Consider the following 19479-nt stretch of genomic DNA (forward strand, 5'->3'; position numbering starts at 1 on the left):
TTTCAAAACTTGTTAGGTTTTTTCTTTATATTTATTCTTCCATCAAAACTTCCAAAATACTAATCGCAGCTTCACTAATTTTAGTACCAGGACCAAAAACAGCAACAGCACCAGCATCAAAAAGGAATTGATAATCTTGCGCAGGAATTACGCCTCCAACAATTACCATAATATCTTCACGTCCGTATTTTTTTAGTTCTGCAATAACTTGTGGTACTAAAGTTTTATGTCCAGCCGCAAGAGAGGAAACTCCAAGAATGTGAACATCGTTTTCAACTGCCTGTTTTGCAGCTTCTTGTGGCGTTTGAAATAATGGACCAATGTCCACGTCAAAACCTACGTCGGCATAACCTGTGGCTACAACTTTTGCGCCACGATCGTGTCCGTCTTGTCCCATTTTAGCAATCATAATTCTAGGACGACGACCTTCTTTTTGGGCGAAGGCATCGGCTAGTTGTTTTGCTTTTTCAAAACTTTCGTCGTTTTTTATTTCTTTACTATACACGCCGCTAAAACTTCTAATTTGTGCTTTATATCTTCCGAAAACTGCTTCCAAAGCATCACTAATTTCACCTAATGTGGCTCTGTTTCTTGCTGCTTCTACTGCCAAATCTAATAAATTTCCATTAGAGTTTTTAGCACAATCGGTTAATTTTGCTAAACATTCGGCAACTTTAGTGTTGTCACGAGTGGCTTTTATTTGTGTCAAACGCTCAATTTGTTGCTTGCGCACCATATCGTTATCGACATCCAAAATCTGTAATGGATCTTCTTTTTCTAATCTAAATTTGTTAACGCCAACAATAATATCTTGACTGCTGTCAATTCTGGCTTGTTTTCTAGCCGCAGCTTCTTCGATTCTTAATTTAGGAATTCCTGATTCAATAGCTTTAGTCATTCCGCCAAGGGCTTCTACTTCTTCAATTAATGCCCAAGCTTTTTCAGCAATTTCAGCTGTCAAAGTTTCTACATAATAACTTCCAGCCCAAGGATCGACCGTTTTGGTGATTTTGGTTTCTTCTTGCAAAAAGATTTGGGTGTTTCTGGCAATTCTTGCTGAGAAATCGGTTGGTAAAGCAATCGCTTCGTCCAATGCGTTGGTATGTAAGGATTGTGTTCCTCCAAAGGCCGCAGCAGCTGCTTCAATAGCTGTTCGAGCCACATTATTAAACGGATCTTGCTCGGTTAAACTCCAACCCGATGTTTGACAATGCGTTCGCAATGCCAATGATTTTTCATCTTTCGGATGGAATTGTTTTAGCAATTTTGCCCATAACATTCTACCGGCGCGCATTTTGGCGATTTCCATAAAATGATTCATTCCAATTGCCCAGAAAAAGGAAAGGCGAGGAGCGAATTCATCGATTTTCATTCCGGTTGCTAAACCTGTTCGAATGTATTCTAAGCCATCGGCTAGAGTGTACGCTAATTCAATGTCTGCAGTTGCTCCAGCTTCTTGCATATGATAACCCGAAATTGAAATCGAGTTGAATTTTGGCATATATTTACTAGTATATTCAAAAATGTCAGCAATGATTTTCATCGATGGCGTTGGCGGATAAATGTAGGTGTTTCTAACCATAAATTCCTTCAAAATATCGTTTTGAATTGTTCCTGAAAGTAGGTTTGGAGCGACACCTTGTTCTTCGGCAGCAACAATATAAAATGCCATAATTGGTAAAACTGCACCATTCATAGTCATAGAAACCGACATTTCATCTAATGGAATTTGGTTGAATAATATTTTCATATCTTCAACCGAATCAATGGCAACACCAGCTTTTCCTACGTCACCAAAAACGCGTTCGTGATCAGAATCGTAGCCTCTGTGCGTTGCTAAATCGAATGCTACCGAAAGTCCTTTTTGACCTGCCGCAAGATTTCTTCTATAGAACGCATTACTTTCTTCGGCAGTTGAAAATCCTGCATATTGTCGTACGGTCCAAGGACGACGCACGTACATAGTAGCATAAGGTCCACGAAGATTGGGCGCAAAACCAGCACCAAAATCTAAATGTTCCAATTCTTGAATGTCTTCTTTGGAGTAGATTTTTTTTATATCAATGTTTTCGGCTGTGTGGAAAGTTTGTTCCTCACTATTGGTATTTGTATTTTGACTTTTGGAATTTGTCAAGGTGATGTGTTGTATGTCTTTTCTCATAGTTATGCTTCTTGAGATAATCGTTCTTGCTCTAATTTCTCAGCCAATCGTTTTTCAATAATAGGCGTAATTAGTGTTTTTCGCGGATTTTGTTTTACAAACGGATACAATTCTAAATCGTGCTTCATTCGATCATTTTTGTTAGGATACTTGTTGGTTCCTAATAAAATTTCTTTTCCGCTGTCGAATAGTTCTTGTTCTTTGTTGGCACTTTCACTGATTTTTCGCTGAATCGTTCCTTCGATTAATTGGCTGATGAGACCACCATTTTTTTCAATATCTTTGAATAATTCTAAAGCTTTATCTGCCAATTGTAGGGTTAAACTTTCGATATAATATGCACCATCAGCAGCATTATTTACTTTATCAAAATAACTTTCGTGTTTCAAAATTAATAGTTGATTTCTCGAAATTCTGTCACCAAACTCATTGTCTTTGTGATACAAAGCATCATAAGGAAGGTTAGAAATAAAATCAGCATTTCCGAGAATAGCGCTCATGCATTCGGTAGTGGTGCGAAGCATGTTTACATTATAATCGTATAATGTTTTGTTTCTTTTGGTTGGAGTGACTACAATTACGCATTCTAATTCGTGATTATACTCTTTTGCCAATGTTGAAAATAAAATTCGCAATGCACGTAGTTTCGCGATTTCAAAAAAGTAATTTGTTCCAACAGAAACTTCAATAGTTATAGAATGTTTTATTGCGGGAATTCTATTGAAATATTCATTTGCTTGGGATAAAGTGTATGCCAATTGCTGCACCATATTTGCACCCGAATTTTGATAAATTCCCGAATTAATATTTAAATAATTTATTGCCGATGAACCTGCAATTATATTTAGTTTGTCAAAATCATTTTCAAGATTTTCAAACCAATTTCCGTCTTTTGTCAGTTGAGCAATTGGGTCGATTTGTAAAATGAAGTTAGCTTTGCTTTGGGTTGCGTAATTATTTATTTTGGTTACTATATCGATTGAAAGGAAGGGCAAATAAAAAAAATAGGTAACGTTTTGCAGCGGAAGATTTTGCATCAAATCTGCAATTGAAATGTTTTCGTTTTCTATGGTAAATCGAATGCTTTCGGCACCGCGGTTTAAAGAATCTATCGCACGTTCATTAGATTTCTTTACATCGTGAACAAAGATGTTTTGTAGAATTTGAAAGGTGTTTTTAGTACTTACCTCAAATTTTTTTTCACTTGAAGATTCGTTTTCATCGCTGTGATAAAATGGTTTAACTTTGATGCCTTCTGGGCTTTCCCATACTAAGGTTTCATTGTAATCTGCGCCTTTGAGTTCGTATTGTATTTGCTGTTTCCATTGTTTGGAACTTACGCTTTCAAAATCGGTAAAAAGTGGTTTATTTGTGCTCACAAGTATAATGCTTTTTGATACTTCAAATTTAGTTAAAATTATCTTTTGCTGGAGATTTACCTTTGATTTTTTGCAAAATAGGTATATACTTTTTGGATGGTTAAATTCTACTACTGATAAATGATAAATTTGTCTTTTCGAATGAGTTTTTTTAGAACCGTGACATTTAGTTTAAAGTTCACAATCTAGCCCTGATTGCAGTGGCACGAAGTAGAACGCAAAGCAGGAATTGCCATTTCCAAAATGCCTACTGTTTCGCTTCTTCTAAACTGTCTTTGATTCTATCTTGTTCGATATCAATTATGTAAATATCCTCACTATCTTTTTTCATATAGTATTTCTCGCGAGCATATTTTTCGGTTTGACCAGGATTGTTGAGGTTTTTAATACTTTGTTGGTCTTTGGCAATTTCTTGTTGGTAGTATTCTTTGTTGTCTTCAAGTTCATCGATTTCGGCATTTAAAATGCGATGGTCTAAATAAGAATAATTGTCAAGAAAAAGCATCCAGACGATGAAAAATGCGGTAACCAAAGTGTATTTGCTTCCTAAGAATTTAAGAAACGGATAGTCACTAATTAAATTTTGAAACCAATTTTTCATTTGTATCTAGCTGTAAATTAGGTCAAGCGTTGGTTGATTACGGCACGAACTACATCAATAGCAACCGTATTGTATTTGTCATTAGGAATGATAATATCAGCAAATGCCTTGGTTGGTTCGATAAACTGTTGGTGCATTGGTTTTAATGTGGTTTGGTAACGGTTTAAAACTTCTTCCATATCGCGGCCACGCTCGGCAATATCACGTTTTAAACGACGAATTAATCGCTCGTCAGAATCGGCGTGAACATAAACTTTAATATCAAACATTTCACGAAGTTCGGGATTGGTTAAGATAAGAATTCCTTCTACAATCATTACTTTTCGCGGATGTGTTGAAATGGTATCGTCTGTTCTGTTGTGAGTTACAAATGAATAAACCGGTTGATTTATTGTTTCTCCGGCTTTTAACTCTTTTAAATGCTTTACTAAGAGTTCGAAATCAATGGCACGAGGATGATCAAAGTTGATGTTGCTGCGTTCTTCATAACTCATTCCTACATTTTGTTTGTAGTAAGAATCTTGAGAAATAATTCCGACTTCGGCCTCTGGAAGTTCGTTCATAATTTGGTGCACTACTGTTGTTTTACCTGAACCTGTTCCGCCTGCAATTCCGATGATAAGCATAATATTTTGTTGTGTTTTAATTTCGGCAAAAATAAGATAAAAATCGATTGCAACTTCAAAAATCAAATTCAATTTCAAAAAGCAATTTCAAAAAGCAATTTCAACTTCAAAAGTCAAGTTTAATTTCAAAAATTAGTTTCAAATTCAACAATTAATTTCTACCACTAAAATTAATTTATTGTAACACAGATTTGAGAAATTTGAGAAATTTTAATGATCTGTGTTTAAAAAAAACAATTTAAGACAATGCTATGTTGTTTGTTTTTAAATGATTAATGTTTTTCTTTTTGGTTTATTCCTTTTAATTTTTAATTCTATTTTCTTTATTTAACAAAAGATTATTGGATACTTATATTTTTATTTTGAATGTTTAAAATATCTTTAGTCAAATTAGTAAAAGATGAAGATAAACTACTTTTTGTTTCTATTGTTATGGGTTCAAGTTTCGAATTGTCAAACTGAAAAAATCATTTCGGGTAAAGTGGTTAATGAAAACTTTGCAATGGCGAAAGTTGACGTAATTAATATGACTCAGAAAACGGTTGTTGCTACTAATAACGATGGTGAGTTTAAAATTAAAGTTGCTGTTGGTGACAAATTAGTGTTGTTTGTAAACGAATTTAATAATTACAAAATAATTATCACTCAAAAGGATCTTGATGCCAATAATTTGCAGTTAAACTTATCAAAATTGCCCATTGAGCTTGATGAGGTTGTAATTTCAAATAAATTTACAAGAGCTCCAATTGTAACACAAGAAGATATCGATAAAATAACTTTGGACAAACAAGCCGCAGCTCCAAAAGTTATTGGCGCTTATGACGGACAAATTACAAATGGTGCCGATTTTATTAGAATGGGAAAGGGTTTAGCTAAATTTGTAAAAGGTATTTTTGGTTCCGATGAAAAAGACGTTAAAGCTGAAGTGATTCCTTTTAAGAATTATTTAGAAAATATTTTTGATAACAAATTTTATACCGATTCTTTAAAATTAAAGTATGAGGATATCACCGTTTTTAAAGAATACTGTGAACTCGATAAACAAGCAACAGTGTTAATGAAAGATGTTGATGAATTACGGATTTATGAATTTCTTATTGCTAAAAGTGATGCTTTTAAAAAAATGCGTAACTATTAATTTAAAACTTTTCGAAAACGCCCAAACCAAAGAGGGCAAAATCATATTTTACAGGATCATTTGCATCTAGTTGTCTTAAATTAGAATCTAGTTCGAAAAGTGCTTTGGCGTCGTTTTGTTTTCTTGAAAGTAATTCCAATTTTCGGGCGACATTTCCGGAGTGAACGTCTAAAGGACAAGATAATGCTGCGGTTGGAATGGTTTTCCAGATTCCGAAATCTACTCCTTTTTTATCGTTTCTTACCATCCAACGTAGGAACATATTAATTCTCTTCGCTGCCGAGTTATTTAGTGGATCAGAAATGTGTTTTTGTGTACGGTTTTGATGATCAATTTCAAAAAATACTTTCTTGAATTCAGAGATGCTTTTTTGCATTGAAGTTTCTTCGCAATTATTTGAAAAAACGGCTTCCAAACCATTGTGATTAGAATAAATATTTTGCAATCCTTTGATAAATGTAATCATATCAACACCATTGAAAGTGCGATGCACAAAATTTTCTAACTTTTCGAGTTGATATTCTTGATGATTCATTACAAAATCGAAAGGCGAATTCCCCATAAAATCCATCATTTTTTTGGAGTTGCTGATGATCATTTTTCGGTTTCCCCAAGCGATTGTGGCAGCCAAAAATCCTGCAATTTCAATATCTTCTTTCAATGAAAATTGATGCGGAATTTGTATTGGATCACTTTCGATGAAATTAGGATTGTTGTACAACTCGACCTTTTCGTCAAGAAAAGATTTTTGCTCTGATTTAGTCATTTTCTTTTATTTTTTTGGCATAAAATCCGTCTTTTATTTCGCTGGTCCTTAGCTGCGGAATGATTTTAAAATATTTTTCGAAATACTTAATTTGGTCTTTGTTTACGCAAGGAAGCATCCCATTTCCGCTTGCCCAAAAGAAATCGTTTTGAATAGGTGAGTTGTACTTTATATTTCCTAATTGAATGACTTCAAATGAAGTGTTGTTTTTGGTATTTTGATGTGGAAAAACAATATTCTCTGTTGAAAAATTACTGAGTTCCATCATAAATTTATAATTCGAAAAACGGTTCAATTTGACTGGAACAAATAGAATGAATAGTGTGGGAACGAGTGAAAGTAATAAAAGACTATTGATGATAACTTTATTTCTAACTAAAGTAACAAAGCAAAACAATCCAAAAAACAATATAAAATTCATAAAAAATCGATACTGAGGCGATGTTGCAAATAGGAGAATTAATTGCAAAATCATCAATAGATATAATATCCAAACTGCTTTTTCATTTTGGAATTTATAAATAATTAAAGGCGAAATAAGTAGTAATAATACGCTCAACTTATTAAACAAACCATTAAGTTTTGGTAGTGATAACCATCTTAAAAATAAATCAAAGGCCGACATAGAATTGTATTGTGGTAAATCGACGAAGTAACCATAATATTTTAATTGATCGTAATAAAAGTTTTCTATACTATCAGGAATGGCATAGTCTGTCGTCAAAAATGTAAATAATTTGGACGGAAATATGGGCGAACCACAAATTATCATATTTTTAGTTACAAAAAGTACTAAAACAAGTACTGAAATAAGGAACGATTTTGATAAATTCTTGTAGAGTATTCTGAAGTTTTGCACAAGTAATACAATTGGAATTAATACAAAAGTTAACGTTGTGTTTTTGATATAAAGCGTAAAAAGTATTAGAGTTACAATCAAATTAAAAACTTCAATAGTACATTTTTTATAATTTTCTAAAAAGTAAAAAAAGATAATAAACGACAAAACATAAACCGGAATATCAGGCGATGGTGCACTAATAAATTGAAATAAAAAAATACTTGTTATCGGAAATAAACCTATCAAAAGATAGTTAGCGTTTTTGTTGTCGTAAAATTCTTGAAGTTTTTGAACAGAAAAAAAAGTTCCTAAAAGAAGTACAAATCCGCTTAAATCATTAAAATTAGAATATAAAAAAGAAAAATTAAATGCGCTTTGCGTGATGTGCCAGCCACTGACTTGTCCAAGAAAAAAATGCAGATTTACCAATCCTTTTACAAAACCATATTCGTTAATCCACTTGATGGTTTGAATGTAATAAGATTCATTATCAATTACATACGGAATGGAACTGCATTGCGCAACAATCATTAAAGTGATTGTGAATAAAAAGATTTTTAGCGTTTTTGATAGTGAATATAGTTCAATCCAAAAGTTTTTATAAATTTCAATAATTTCCTTTTGGAATTTGAAAAAGAGTAAAAGATTTAGAACTAAAAGTACTCCATGAAATTCAATGTTGATTCTACCAAAAATTGCCCAAACGCTCGCAAGAATGGTAACAGAAAACAATCCTAAAATTAATGTAATCGAGAAATTTTTATTTTTCAATCCAATACATCTATCTAATCCAAAACCAAGATTGATTGTGGTGAAGAGAATATAAATCCAAGATAGAAGTATTAGAAGCATTTAAAAAGTTTAGAGGTTTAGAAGTTTAGAAGTTTAGAAGTTTAGAAGTTTAGAAGTTTAGAAGTTTAAAAGTTTAAAAGTTTAGAAGTTTAAAAGTTTAGAAGTTTTTTTGTTACTTGACATTCTACTACTTACTTATATGACCATCGACCATAACTAATTTTCTATCGGCCATATTGGCTAATTCTTCGTTGTGGGTCACAATTACGAAGGTTTGTCCAAATTCATCACGAAGTTTGAAAAACAATTGATGTAAATTTTCTGCCGATGTGGTGTCTAAATTTCCCGAAGGTTCATCGGCAAAAATTACAGCTGGTTTATTAATCAACGCTCTAGCAACTGCAACTCTTTGTTGCTCGCCACCAGAAAGTTCACTTGGTTTGTGGTCCATTCTGTGAGATAATCCAAGATATTCTAATAATTTTTTGGCTTCGATTTCAGTGGCAGTCTTTTCTTTACCACCAATGTAAGCTGGTATGCAAACGTTTTCTAAAGCTGTAAATTCTGGTAGCAGTTGGTGAAATTGAAAAATAAATCCCAAATGTTGGTTTCTGAATTTAGATAATGATTTATCATTCATTTTCAAAATTTCCTCATTATTGATAAGTAATGATGTGCCGTTTTCAAGAGATGGCTTGTCTAACGTTCCAAGTATTTGTAACAGCGTAGTCTTACCTGCACCCGATGCACCTACAATAGATACGATTTCTCCTTTTTCAATATGTAAATCAACACCTTTAAGTACTTGTAAACTATCGTAAAACTTATGAATATTTTTGGCTGTTATCATGCTTCAATTTTTCACAAAGTAACAAAGTATTTTATAAATTTTGGTTGTTATAGATTTTTTTTATCGTTGAATAAATAATAAATAAAAGTTAAAGAAAACTATTTGTTTAAATTTTTCGTAGATTTGTTAAACAAAATAATCCCATAAATAGAATTAGCCATGAACACATTAATTGAAAAAGAAATTTACGAATTGATTGGCGATAATCATCAGATGACATCGGCAGAAACTCCTTTACGACCTGATGCATTTGACAAATCAGATGCTGACAAAATGCAAACCATCGAAAAGCATTTCCATATTATTATGGAAGAAATGGGATTGGATATGACTGACGACAGTCTACAAGGAACGCCTCACAGAGTTGCAAAAATGTTTATCCAAGAAATATTTTCAGGTTTAAATCCTGCTAATAAGCCAAAAATATCTGTTTTTGATAACAGCTACCACTATGACAAAATGTTGGTAGAAGCTAACATCAGTTTCAACTCTACTTGCGAACACCACTTTTTACCAATTGTAGGAAAAGCGCACATTGGTTATGTTTCAAGCGGAAAAGTTATTGGTTTATCTAAATTGAATAGAATCGTAGATTATTATGCTCGTCGTCCGCAAGTGCAAGAACGTTTGATTATGCAAATTTACAATGAATTGAAAACGGTTTTAGAAACTGACAATGTTATTGTAGTTATGGAAGCAACGCATTTATGTGTTTCAAGTCGCGGTATTAAAGACGAATCAAGTTACACTTCAACCATTCAATATGGAGGAATTTTCAATGAAAAAGAAAATAGAAACGACTTTTTCAATATGATTAACCAACCTAAATAATTTGGCATCAGATTTGTATTATCATTTTTAAATTTAAAAATATTTAGAAATGATAGTACAAACGGATGTATGTTCCAACGAAAAAAACAAACAAAGAAATTTATTCTTAGGAATTATGCTTGATTTGTTTGGAATGTTAACCTATTTAGTTCCGTTTTTTGGAGAACTTGCCGATACGGTTTGGGCACCAATTGCAGCATTGATGTTATCAAGAATGTATAAAGGTTCGATTGGTAAAGTAGGTGGAATTATAGAATTTTTGGAAGAAATTTTACCTTTCAGTGATTTTATTCCAACATTCACATTAACTTGGATTTATACTTATGTCATAAAAAATCAAGGAAATACACAAAACTTAAAGGAACTTCAATAGTTCCTTTTTTTATTTTTCAAAAAAATCGGCGATAAAACCTAGTTTGACACTTCGAAGCATTTTCTTTTCAAAAGCCCAAAAGAATTTAAATTGACCGAATAAGAATCCGAAACTAACAAGAAGAATTTGATAAACCGGGAAAATCATCAAAATGTATAACGGATAAAACATCCAAAGCGAAGTACTACTTTTGGTAATTCCAAAAAAAGAAAGTATTGGTTTAGCAATTAGTGCTGATGTTGAACCTGTAACGGCAAATACAACAAGAATGACAAAAACTTGCCAATCTGATGTAATGTTCCAGCGCTCTTTAAAACTTCCCATTTTTGAAATAAAATACAAATTTACTCAATTTATGGACGTGGCACAAATCCGGCGAGTTGTTGTTTGTTGGTTATTTGAAAATAAATGAAATAGTTATAAATTAGATAATTGACTTCATAACCATATTTGGTATTATTATCATAGTTAATTTGCATTTCATATAATCTACTGTCATATTGTTGTGGTTGCAAAAATCTTCGGTTCCATTCAGAAACATAGATTTGATTTCGGCTTTCCAGGTAATTTTCAGTGTAATAACCTCTTGGTTTGGCAACACTATTCAACCAAGACGTAAATCCGCCATCAATAATAATTACTTCATATTCAAGTTCTTCATTAGCAATTCTAATTGTATCTGAAACTTTTGTGTTGTCGGTTGTAGGAACTGTTTTGGAAGTTGTGGAACATCCAATTATTATAAAAAGTAGCGTAAAAACGTAAAGTAGATTTTTCACGATTTAATTTTTTATAAAGTTACTAAAATTCAATTTATTGTGATTCTATTTTTAGTTGTTTTAACAATTTTTTGAATCTTTTAGTATTTTGTCTTAAATAAAAAAAGTAGCAATGTGACAAAGATGTTATGTTTAGATTTAGCCTTTGTCTTCCTCTAAATCGTTGTGATTGTCGCCACCAATGCTATAGTAGTTGTTTTCCTCATCTTCGCTACCAATGTTTTCCAAATCATCGTCTAGTTCAGCTCCAGGAACATCTAAATCTTCACCTGTTTGATCTTGATTGAAATCTTGTTCATTTAATTCAGAGGTATTATCAATTTTTATGAAGGGTTTCTTTTTAGAAATATCTTCAGGATCAATATCAAATTCTTTTTCAAATTTGTTGTAAATATCGTCATCCTTTGGATATTGCGGATAGCCAGGAAATTTATCTAGTTGTTCATTAGCTTTTTTTGGAAAATGAGCTACATCTTTTTTGGGATTCTTTTTCATTAGTTTTGTTTTTAAATCGTGGTTACATTTTGAATTCTAAACGAGTAAAATAATCTTTAACAAAATGTTGTTGCTCTTGGTCACTCATTTTATCAGCATTTTTAACTTTAATTATGATTTTGCTATACTTTGAATCAGATTTTAAAATATTGAATAATTCTACTTTTGCCTCTGTCGGACCAAAGAGCAAAACTTCATCATATTTTTCAATTTCAGAAGCAATATTTTTGTAAAAAGCAGCGTGTTTATGTTGCTCTTTGTTATGCATTTCACTTTCACTGCGTTGCAAAGTTTCTTGTTTATCCTGAGATGAAAAATCGGAAGTTATGGTTTTGGTTTCTTTAACTTCAGAAGAAAATTCGATTAAATAGGCATTGGAATGGTTCATCCAAATTCCAAGTTTTTTTGATGTTTTCATTGTTTTGTTTTTACTTTTAGTAGTAATAGTAACAACAAAATTGAGGATAAACAGCGTTGTTTTTGTTACAAAAAAGGCTTTAATGATTGCAAAAATCTCACATTAACGTAAAAAAAAACCACCACTAAAAAAGTGATGGTTGCTATTTAAAAGAAGTTCTTTTAAATTATTTTCCAAAAAGTTTTCCTAGTAAACCACCAAATCCACCCGATTTTTTTGAAACTGCTGCAATAGCATCGCTCATTCCAACTTGTCCGTCACCATCTTGGTCTAAGCCAAATTGACCGCCATATTTAGAAACGGCATCCATTAATCCGCCACCATTTCCACCAGAAATAGAGCTTATTAAATCGGTGATGTTAAATCCAGGTTGATTTGGATCTTTAGCTTTGTTGAGTAATCCACCTAATATTTGTGGAATTAAACCACCAGCAACGCTTCCAGCAGCTTCAGAAGATAAACCGAATTTTTCTCCCAAATTTCCTGTTACTTTTCCAGTTAATTCTTGAACTACTGGATTGTTCATATCGATTGGAGTTTTACCAGAAAGTAATCCTGCTAAATCACCAACATTTCCGCTAGCAACCATATCTTTTAAACCGGAAAGGATTGATCCTCCAGCTTCTTCCATAACGGCTTCATTTTGTTCGTTTGGTACTGCAGGATTATTGATTACTGCTTCACCACCATATTGTTTTACTAATTCTGTAAGTTGTTCAAACATAGTTTTTTATTTTAAGTTTTAACAAAGGTATAAAAGTTTAAAACCATTTTTTTGAAATGTACTATTTATTCTACAAAAAAAAATCCAAATCTCAATGTTACTTCAGATTTGGATTATATTTTTTTTACAAAAAAGGATTACTTTTTTAATAAGCCAATAATCTGTTCGGCTAATTCCGTCCCGATTCTGTCTTGTGCTTCAAGTGTTGCTGCGCCAATATGTGGCGTTAATGAAATTCTTGGATGCATTAAAATTTTAATTTCAGGTGTTGGTTCGTTTTCAAAAACATCTAATCCTGCAAAAAGAATTTTGTCATTGTCTAAAGCTTCAATTAAAGCAACTTCATTAATTACTCCACCACGAGCACAATTTACGATTCCAACATTTTCTTTCATTTGAGCAATTTCATTTGCATCAATTACATAACCTTCTTGCGCAGGAACGTGAAGTGTAATAAAGTCAGAATGTTTGAACAAATCCTCTAATGGTTCTGTAATAATATCAACATTAATGAATTGACCCGTGTAAAAATCAACTCTAATTTCGGCATTGCTTAAAAATTTATCTGCTGCAATAACTTTCATTCCAAGTCCAAGTGCCATTTTAGCAACCGCTTGACCAATTCTTCCAAAACCTATAATTCCCAACGTTTTGCCTCGAAGTTCGATACCACTTGCGTAAGCTTTTTTCAAACCTTCAAAATTAGTATCACCTTCAAGAGGCATATTTCTATTCGAATCGTGCAAGAAACGAACACCAGTAAATAAATGTGCAAATACCAACTCGGCAACACTTTCTGACGATGATGCAGGAGTATTGATTACGTGTATTCCTTTTGCACGAGCGTATTCAACATCAATATTGTCCATTCCAACGCCACCACGACCGATGATTTTTAAATTTGGACACGCGTCAATAATATCTTTACGAACTTTGGTTGCACTACGTACTAAAATTACATCAACATTATTGGAATTGATGAAATTCGCCACTTGTTCTTGAGCTACTTTGGTAGTAATTACTTCAAATCCACCTTTTTCTAAAGCTTTGATTCCGCTTTTTGAAATTCCGTCGTTAGCTAATACTTTCATAATTTGGTTTATGAGTTTAAAAGTTGGAAAACTCAATTAAATTTATTTTTTATTTTTTTATATTTTAGTTTCAAGCTCTTTCATTACATCAACTAAAATTTGAACACTTTCCAATGGCAAAGCATTGTACATTGAAGCACGATAACCTCCAACAGAACGATGGCCAGGCAACCCAGAAATTCCTGCTTCTTTCCACATTTTGTCAAAAATAGGAGCGTGGTTTTCATCGTTTAGTAAAAACGTTGCGTTCATAACACTTCTATCTTCAACGGCTGCAGTTCCTTTAAATAATGGATTTCTGTCGATTTCTGTATATAATAAGTTGGCTTTGGCTTCGTTGGCTTTTTCAATTGCTACAATTCCGCCAAGGTTTTTCAACCATTGCAAAGTCAAAAGCGATGCATAAATAGGAAAAACAGGTGGCGTATTGTACATACTTTCTGCTTTGATATGTTTTTCATAATCGAGCATACTTGGAATATATCTCCCAGATTTTCCTAAAATTTCTTCTTTTACTATTACTAATGTTGTTCCAGCTGGACCCATATTTTTTTGAGCTCCAGCATAAATCAAATCAAATTTTGAAAAATCTAAAGTTCTTGAAAAAATATCCGAACTCATATCACAAACTACAGGAACATTTGTATTTGGAAACGACTTCATCTGTGTTCCAAAAATAGTATTGTTGCTCGTACAGTGAAAGTAAGAAGCATCTTCAGGAATACTAAATCCTTTCGGAATATGATTGTAATTTTGCTCTTTAGACGAACCTACGACTATCGTTTCGCCAAAATGTTTCGCTTCTTTAATTGCATTATTTGCCCAAGTTCCAGTGTCTAAATAAGCTGCTTTTCCATCAGTTTTCATTAAATTATAAGGAACCATTAGGAACTCTAAACTAGCTCCACCAGCTAAAAATAGCGCTTGATATCCTTTTCCTTCTAATCCTAAAAGTTCTAAAGCTAGAGCTCTTGCTTCGTCCATAACGGCAACAAAATCTTTGCTTCTATGAGAAATTTCTAAAATAGATAAATCGGAATTGTTAAAATTTAAAATGGCTTCTGCTGATTTTTCAAATACTTCTTGTGGAAGAATACAAGGTCCGGCGCTGTAGTTGTGTTTTTTCATTTTATTCTGAATTTATTTCAGAATTTTTTTTCTTCTGAAATCGTGTAAAATTTTAAAGCGCAAATTTCGTGAATAGCTAATGAAATTGCGATTAGAATTTGACAATAATAAACCCTTGTTATTAACGAAATCGTTTTAGTTTATAACAATTTTTGAGAATAATGCAGTTAAATCTGTTGAAGAAATGCTAAAGTATCAACGTTATCAGCATAATCCCATAGATTTGGTTTTTGAGTTTGCCCAAACGCAATGGAACCTGAAATTAAATCATTAGAAACAATGCATTGAATTTGATCTGCATCATTTTCTAAACGTGATTTTATCTCATTCAGATTGTCATAATATTCATAAAAAACAGACGAAATAGGTGAAGAATAACTGGTGTCTTCTTTTATTGTAAGAAATTCATTATCTAATAATTTGAAATTGCTCATTAAAAAAACGGCTTTGTTATAATCATAATTATTAGAATATTTTTCGTAAAATATGACGTCTTTATATTCGTAAATAGCTTTAAAGAAATTTTCAAAATTGTAGTCTTTTGGAACAAATAATTTAGAAACATTACGGCAACCCAAACCAAAGTATCTAAAAATATCTTCGCCTAGATTTACCAAATCCTCGTGTGACTCATTTCCGGTTAAAATGGCAACCGAATTTCTATTTTTGCGAATAATACTGGGTTTATCTTTAAAGTAAAATTCGAAGTATCTCGCAGTATTATTACTTCCGGTTGCTATTACGGCATCAAAATTTTCTAATTTTCCTTCTGTAAATGTTATGTACTTTTCTAATTCAGAATTTAGAGAAATTAAATACTTGGCCAAAAAAGGCAATAGTTTTTGATCGTTTGAAGATGTTTTTACCAAAACTTTATGACCAGAAACGATAACCGATAAAAAATCGTGGAAACCCACTAGTGGAATGTTTCCTGCAAGAATTAATCCAACGGTTTTTGTATTGATTGTAGAGAAATCATAATTTAATAACCATTGGTTCAAATTTTCTTCTGTCAGAGCGTTTGCCCAAGAGTTTATAGCAAAATATACATGTTCAGGTGTAAACCAACCATTATGGGATTGTGAAAGATCAATCAAATTTACAAAATCATCATAAAATAGATTGTTATTTAAAACCGCTTCCTTTTTGGTGTTATTATCTAACGAAAATTGGCTTAAAAACTTTCCTAATTCTACAAAAGCGTTAATTTTTTCTTTTTGTAACATTTGTTTATTTGTATATGAATGGTTTTGATTGTAATTTTGCACAAAATTAGTAATAAGTAAATAGTAATAAGTAAATAGTTCAAAAAGTTATATGTTTTTTTTAAACTCATAAACTTTTAAACTTTTAAACTCATAAACTTTAAAGATGGCAATTATAATAACAGACGAATGTATTAATTGTGGCGCTTGTGAGCCAGAATGTCCAAATACAGCAATATATGAAGGCGCAGATGATTGGAGATGGAAAGACGGAACGAAGCTACGAGGAAAGGTAATTCTTCCTGATGGTACAGAAGTTGATTCTGATGCGGCACAAACTCCAGTTTCTGACGATGTTTATTATATTGTGCCAGGAAAATGTACAGAATGTAAAGGTTTTCACGAAGAACCGCAATGTGCTGCAGTTTGCCCAGTAGATTGTTGCATTCCAGATGATAATCACGTAGAAAGCGAAGAAACACTTTTAAACAGACAATCGTTTTTACATAACGAATAGTTTACTTTATTTTGAATAAAAAAAATCCTGAAAATTTAATTTTCAGGATTTTTTAGTTTAGGGATGTTTTAGAATCTAAATCCTAAACGAGCATAGTAGTAAGCGCCACTAAAACCCATTTGAACAGAATCCCAATATCCACCAGCTTCTGTGTTACCTTGTTCGTCTTGTTTGTCTGGATAAACATTAAACAAGTTATTACTTCCGATGCTTAGTTTTAAGTCTTTAGAAAGTTTAAATCCTAATGTTAAATCGGTTACCATTTTGGCTGTGTAAATATCTTCTTCATCTGCATAATCTATTAAAATTACTTTGCTGAAACGTGTAAAAGCTAATCCTGCATCAAACCATCTTTTATTGTAATTGAAATTTAAACCAAATTTATTGTTTGGAGCTGATGCTAACAAAAATGCTTTTTCTCTTTTTCCAAAAAAGGTACCTTGGTCTAAGTTTCCATTTTTGATATTATTAATTTCCATATCATTAATGTTTCCAACAAATGTTATTCCTAATTTTGAGTCAGAAAATGATTTTTTCCAAGCAAAAACAAAATCAACTCCTTTAGTTTTTGTATCCACTCCATTGGTAAAAAATTGAGCTTCAGAAACGCCTAGGTTAAATGCTGATGCATCAAAATATCCTGTTAAAACAATTCTATCTTTAACATTGATAAGGTATCCATCAATTGTTGCTGTGAAATTTCCAAAACTAGCGGTTAATCCAAGTGATGCGTTAACTGCTTTTTCTTCATTTAATTTTTTGATTCCAAAAGCTCTTGTTACTGTTGAATTATTAGAAGCTAATAAAACTTCTGTAGCACCAGATGAGTTAAAGTTTGTAAATTGTAAATTGTAATAAATTTGTGCCAATGATGGTGCTCTAAATCCTGAACTAACAGAACCTCTTAAATTAATTTTATCAGAAATTTTTAATCTTGAAGCTAATTTTCCATTTAAAGTGCTACCAAAATCGCTGTAGTTTTCAAAACGAGCTGCAGCACTTACCAAGAAACTATTAGTAATATCAAATTCTGAATCAGCATATAATGATAAATTAGTTCTAGATTTGTCTACCACATTTTTTGGAGAATATCCAGGAAATCCTTGTGATCCACCAGGTCTTGGATTTCCAGAATCTGGATCAACCGGAATGGTTTGTGTCGTTGGATCTGTAACTACGTTTCCATTGACATCATAAGTAGAATAAGAACCTTCTTCACCTGCAAAAATTTGAAATGCTTCGGTTCTATATTCTGTACCAAACGCAAGATTCATTCCGTTCAATACCGATTTAAAGTTTTTAGAAAAATCAAGATTTAAAGTATTTTGACTTAAACTGTGTCCACCAGCATCAAATTCAGTAGGCGAAGCATTTTCTAAAGAAGCGTTTAGTGTGCCTTTTATTAAATAATGAAAATTGTTTTTACCATAGGTATTGCTTAAGTCCATTTTCCAACCATTTCTTTCCGTTCTAAATCCTGCAGATATTGAGTTGTCAATGATGGTTGATGTAATTCTTGGTGTATAGCCACCAGGATAAATAGATTGAACTACGCGTTCGCCATCATTTCTAGTAAAAGCATAAGCATCGGTATCTCTATAATTTCTTCCTCCAAAAACATAAAAACTTGTTTTATCAGATACTGGAATCGATGCATTCGTAAAGAAATTAAAACCATCAATTGAAGCTTCACCAAAACCTTTTCTAAAATCGTAGCTTGGTCTAAGTGTTTTATTTTTTGTTAAATATTCGGTAGTGCAATTAGCATAACCGCCTTTTTCGCCAATTTTTACACCATAATTTGCATTAATCTTCATCGAACCACCATCAAATGCTTGATTTTTTCCATAAGTATTTCCGTTACCATTTTGGTCTAATCTAAAACCTTTAGTATTTGGTGTTCCTGGTAAAAAATCACCTTCGGCATTTGTATTGTAAGCACCATAAGTAATAGATCCAGTAAATTCGTTTACATTGTCATTTAATACAATATTTATCACACCAGCAATTGCATCTGAACCGTATTGAGCTGCTGCGCCATCGCGTAAGATTTCAATTCTTTTAATAGAACTTGCTGGAATAGAATTTAAATCAGTACCAGTATTTCCTCTACCACGTGTTCCAAATAAATTAACTAATGAAGATTGATGTCTTCTTTTTCCGTTGATTAAAACCAAAGTTTGGTCTGGTCCTAATCCGCGTAACGACGCTGGGTCAATGTGGTCAGCACCATCAGAACCTGATTGTTTGCTTGCATTAAATGATGGTGCTACGTATTGTAGCAATTCATTAATTTCGATTTTACCACTTTGCGTCGTAACCGCCTTAACATCGATTATATCTATAGGAACAGCCGAGTTGACTACTGTTCTTTTAGAATTTCTTGAACCAACGATTTGAACTTCATTTAGCATTTCACCTTCTTGAAGAACTACGTTGATCACGTTTAAATCTTTGGTGTTTTTTTCAGCCGTTTGATATCCAACGTAAGTAAAAATCAAAGTGGCGTCTTCTTTGACTTTAATTTTAAAAGAGCCATCAACCTCAGTTGAAATTCCATTAGAGGTTCCTTTTTCGACAACATTTACGCCGATAAGCGGTTGGCCATTGCTGTCTTTGACCGTTCCAGATACTTGTTTTTGTGCAAATAAAATGGAACTCGAAAAAATTAAAAATAAGAGTGTAATTTTTTTCATAAATATAAATTTGGTTTAGGTTAGTTTAACAAATATATATAAAAAAGCATATTTGTTTAAGTATAATT

General features: G+C 32.4%; 20 protein-coding genes. 4 read left to right on the forward strand and 16 right to left on the reverse strand.

All coding sequences use genetic code 11. The features are described 5' to 3' along the window. Window positions 1-31 precede the first annotated feature (31 nt). The 4 genes from scpA to udk form a co-directional block, all read right to left on the reverse strand. Window positions 32-2161: a methylmalonyl-CoA mutase gene (gene scpA / locus Q0050_RS05195; RefSeq protein ID WP_298393006.1), complete on the reverse strand. Its 2130-nt coding sequence runs from the start codon at window positions 2159-2161 to the stop codon at window positions 32-34. 2 nt (window positions 2162-2163) lie between these two features. Next, on the reverse strand, window positions 2164-3540 hold the full coding sequence (locus Q0050_RS05200; protein ID WP_298393008.1) for a methylmalonyl-CoA mutase subunit beta: 1377 nt from the start codon (window positions 3538-3540) through the stop codon (window positions 2164-2166). A 247-nt stretch (window positions 3541-3787) separates the two neighbouring features. Then, window positions 3788-4141 (reverse strand): septum formation initiator family protein, encoded by a 354-nt coding sequence (locus Q0050_RS05205; protein ID WP_298393010.1) that lies wholly within the window; start codon window positions 4139-4141, stop codon window positions 3788-3790. Between the two features lie 17 nt (window positions 4142-4158). Beyond that, a complete protein-coding gene (gene udk, locus Q0050_RS05210) occupies window positions 4159-4767 on the reverse strand; it encodes a uridine kinase (protein ID WP_298393143.1) in 609 nt (202 codons plus the stop codon). Between the two features lie 400 nt (window positions 4768-5167). Here udk and Q0050_RS05215 point away from each other — a divergent pair, with 400 nt between their 5' ends. Next, entirely contained in the window at window positions 5168-5905 is a 738-nt protein-coding gene (locus tag Q0050_RS05215; protein WP_298393012.1) for a hypothetical protein, read from the forward strand. Between the two features lies 1 nt (window position 5906). On the opposite strand, the gene Q0050_RS05220 is transcribed toward Q0050_RS05215, so the two are convergent. The 3 genes from Q0050_RS05220 to Q0050_RS05230 form a co-directional block, all read right to left on the reverse strand. Beyond that, the gene (locus tag Q0050_RS05220) at window positions 5907-6671 is read right to left on the reverse strand and encodes a TIGR02757 family protein (protein WP_298393014.1); all 765 of its coding nucleotides are present in this window, start codon (window positions 6669-6671) and stop codon (window positions 5907-5909) included. Further along, window positions 6664-8364, reverse strand: coding sequence for a hypothetical protein (locus Q0050_RS05225; protein ID WP_298393016.1), 1701 nt, complete (start codon window positions 8362-8364; stop codon window positions 6664-6666). The genes Q0050_RS05220 and Q0050_RS05225 overlap by 8 nt, the downstream gene beginning before the upstream one ends. 127 nt (window positions 8365-8491) lie before the next feature. Next, a complete protein-coding gene (locus tag Q0050_RS05230) occupies window positions 8492-9154 on the reverse strand; it encodes an ABC transporter ATP-binding protein (protein ID WP_298393018.1) in 663 nt (220 codons plus the stop codon). Window positions 9155-9313: 159 nt separating this feature from the next. Between Q0050_RS05230 and folE the strand changes: the two genes are divergently transcribed. Together folE and Q0050_RS05240 are read left to right on the forward strand one after the other, a co-directional pair. Further along, entirely contained in the window at window positions 9314-9985 is a 672-nt protein-coding gene (folE, locus tag Q0050_RS05235; RefSeq protein WP_298393020.1) for a GTP cyclohydrolase I FolE, read from the forward strand. Between the two features lie 49 nt (window positions 9986-10034). Beyond that, window positions 10035-10358 carry a hypothetical protein gene (locus tag Q0050_RS05240; protein WP_298393022.1) on the forward strand — a complete coding sequence of 108 codons (324 nt, stop codon included), beginning with the start codon at window positions 10035-10037 and terminating at the stop codon, window positions 10356-10358. A 9-nt stretch (window positions 10359-10367) separates the two neighbouring features. Here Q0050_RS05240 and Q0050_RS05245 read toward each other — a convergent pair whose 3' ends face one another. The 8 genes from Q0050_RS05245 to Q0050_RS05280 all read right to left on the reverse strand — a co-directional run bounded on the left by Q0050_RS05245 (window position 10368) and on the right by Q0050_RS05280 (window position 16219). Continuing rightward, window positions 10368-10682 (reverse strand): DUF6787 family protein, encoded by a 315-nt coding sequence (locus Q0050_RS05245; RefSeq protein WP_298393024.1) that lies wholly within the window; start codon window positions 10680-10682, stop codon window positions 10368-10370. 29 nt (window positions 10683-10711) lie between these two features. Next, window positions 10712-11137 (reverse strand): DUF6146 family protein, encoded by a 426-nt coding sequence (locus Q0050_RS05250; RefSeq protein ID WP_298393027.1) that lies wholly within the window; start codon window positions 11135-11137, stop codon window positions 10712-10714. A 138-nt stretch (window positions 11138-11275) separates the two neighbouring features. Beyond that, window positions 11276-11632 carry a hypothetical protein gene (locus Q0050_RS05255; RefSeq protein ID WP_298393029.1) on the reverse strand — a complete coding sequence of 119 codons (357 nt, stop codon included), beginning with the start codon at window positions 11630-11632 and terminating at the stop codon, window positions 11276-11278. A gap of 22 nt (window positions 11633-11654) precedes the next feature. Next, window positions 11655-12050, reverse strand: a complete 396-nt coding sequence (locus tag Q0050_RS05260; RefSeq protein ID WP_298393031.1) for a hypothetical protein — start codon at window positions 12048-12050, stop codon at window positions 11655-11657. A 166-nt stretch (window positions 12051-12216) separates the two neighbouring features. Further along, a complete protein-coding gene (locus Q0050_RS05265; RefSeq protein ID WP_298393033.1) occupies window positions 12217-12774 on the reverse strand; it encodes a DUF937 domain-containing protein in 558 nt (185 codons plus the stop codon). Window positions 12775-12911: 137 nt separating this feature from the next. Further along, complete coding sequence (locus Q0050_RS05270; RefSeq protein WP_298393035.1) at window positions 12912-13865, reverse strand: D-2-hydroxyacid dehydrogenase; 954 nt, start codon at window positions 13863-13865, stop codon at window positions 12912-12914. A gap of 57 nt (window positions 13866-13922) precedes the next feature. Beyond that, complete coding sequence (serC, locus tag Q0050_RS05275; RefSeq protein ID WP_298393037.1) at window positions 13923-14993, reverse strand: 3-phosphoserine/phosphohydroxythreonine transaminase; 1071 nt, start codon at window positions 14991-14993, stop codon at window positions 13923-13925. A gap of 167 nt (window positions 14994-15160) precedes the next feature. Beyond that, window positions 15161-16219, reverse strand: a complete 1059-nt coding sequence (locus Q0050_RS05280; RefSeq protein ID WP_298393039.1) for an acyl-CoA reductase — start codon at window positions 16217-16219, stop codon at window positions 15161-15163. 145 nt (window positions 16220-16364) lie between these two features. On the opposite strand from Q0050_RS05280, the gene Q0050_RS05285 reads away from it, so the two are divergent. Continuing rightward, entirely contained in the window at window positions 16365-16715 is a 351-nt protein-coding gene (locus Q0050_RS05285) for a 4Fe-4S dicluster domain-containing protein (RefSeq protein ID WP_298393041.1), read from the forward strand. A gap of 68 nt (window positions 16716-16783) precedes the next feature. Here the strand turns inward: Q0050_RS05285 and Q0050_RS05290 are convergent, their stop codons facing one another. Continuing rightward, complete coding sequence (locus Q0050_RS05290) at window positions 16784-19411, reverse strand: TonB-dependent receptor (RefSeq protein ID WP_298393043.1); 2628 nt, start codon at window positions 19409-19411, stop codon at window positions 16784-16786. Window positions 19412-19479 lie beyond the last annotated feature (68 nt).

This window comes from Flavobacterium sp. (genome assembly GCF_027483985.1).
Lineage (GTDB): Bacteria > Bacteroidota > Bacteroidia > Flavobacteriales > Flavobacteriaceae > Flavobacterium.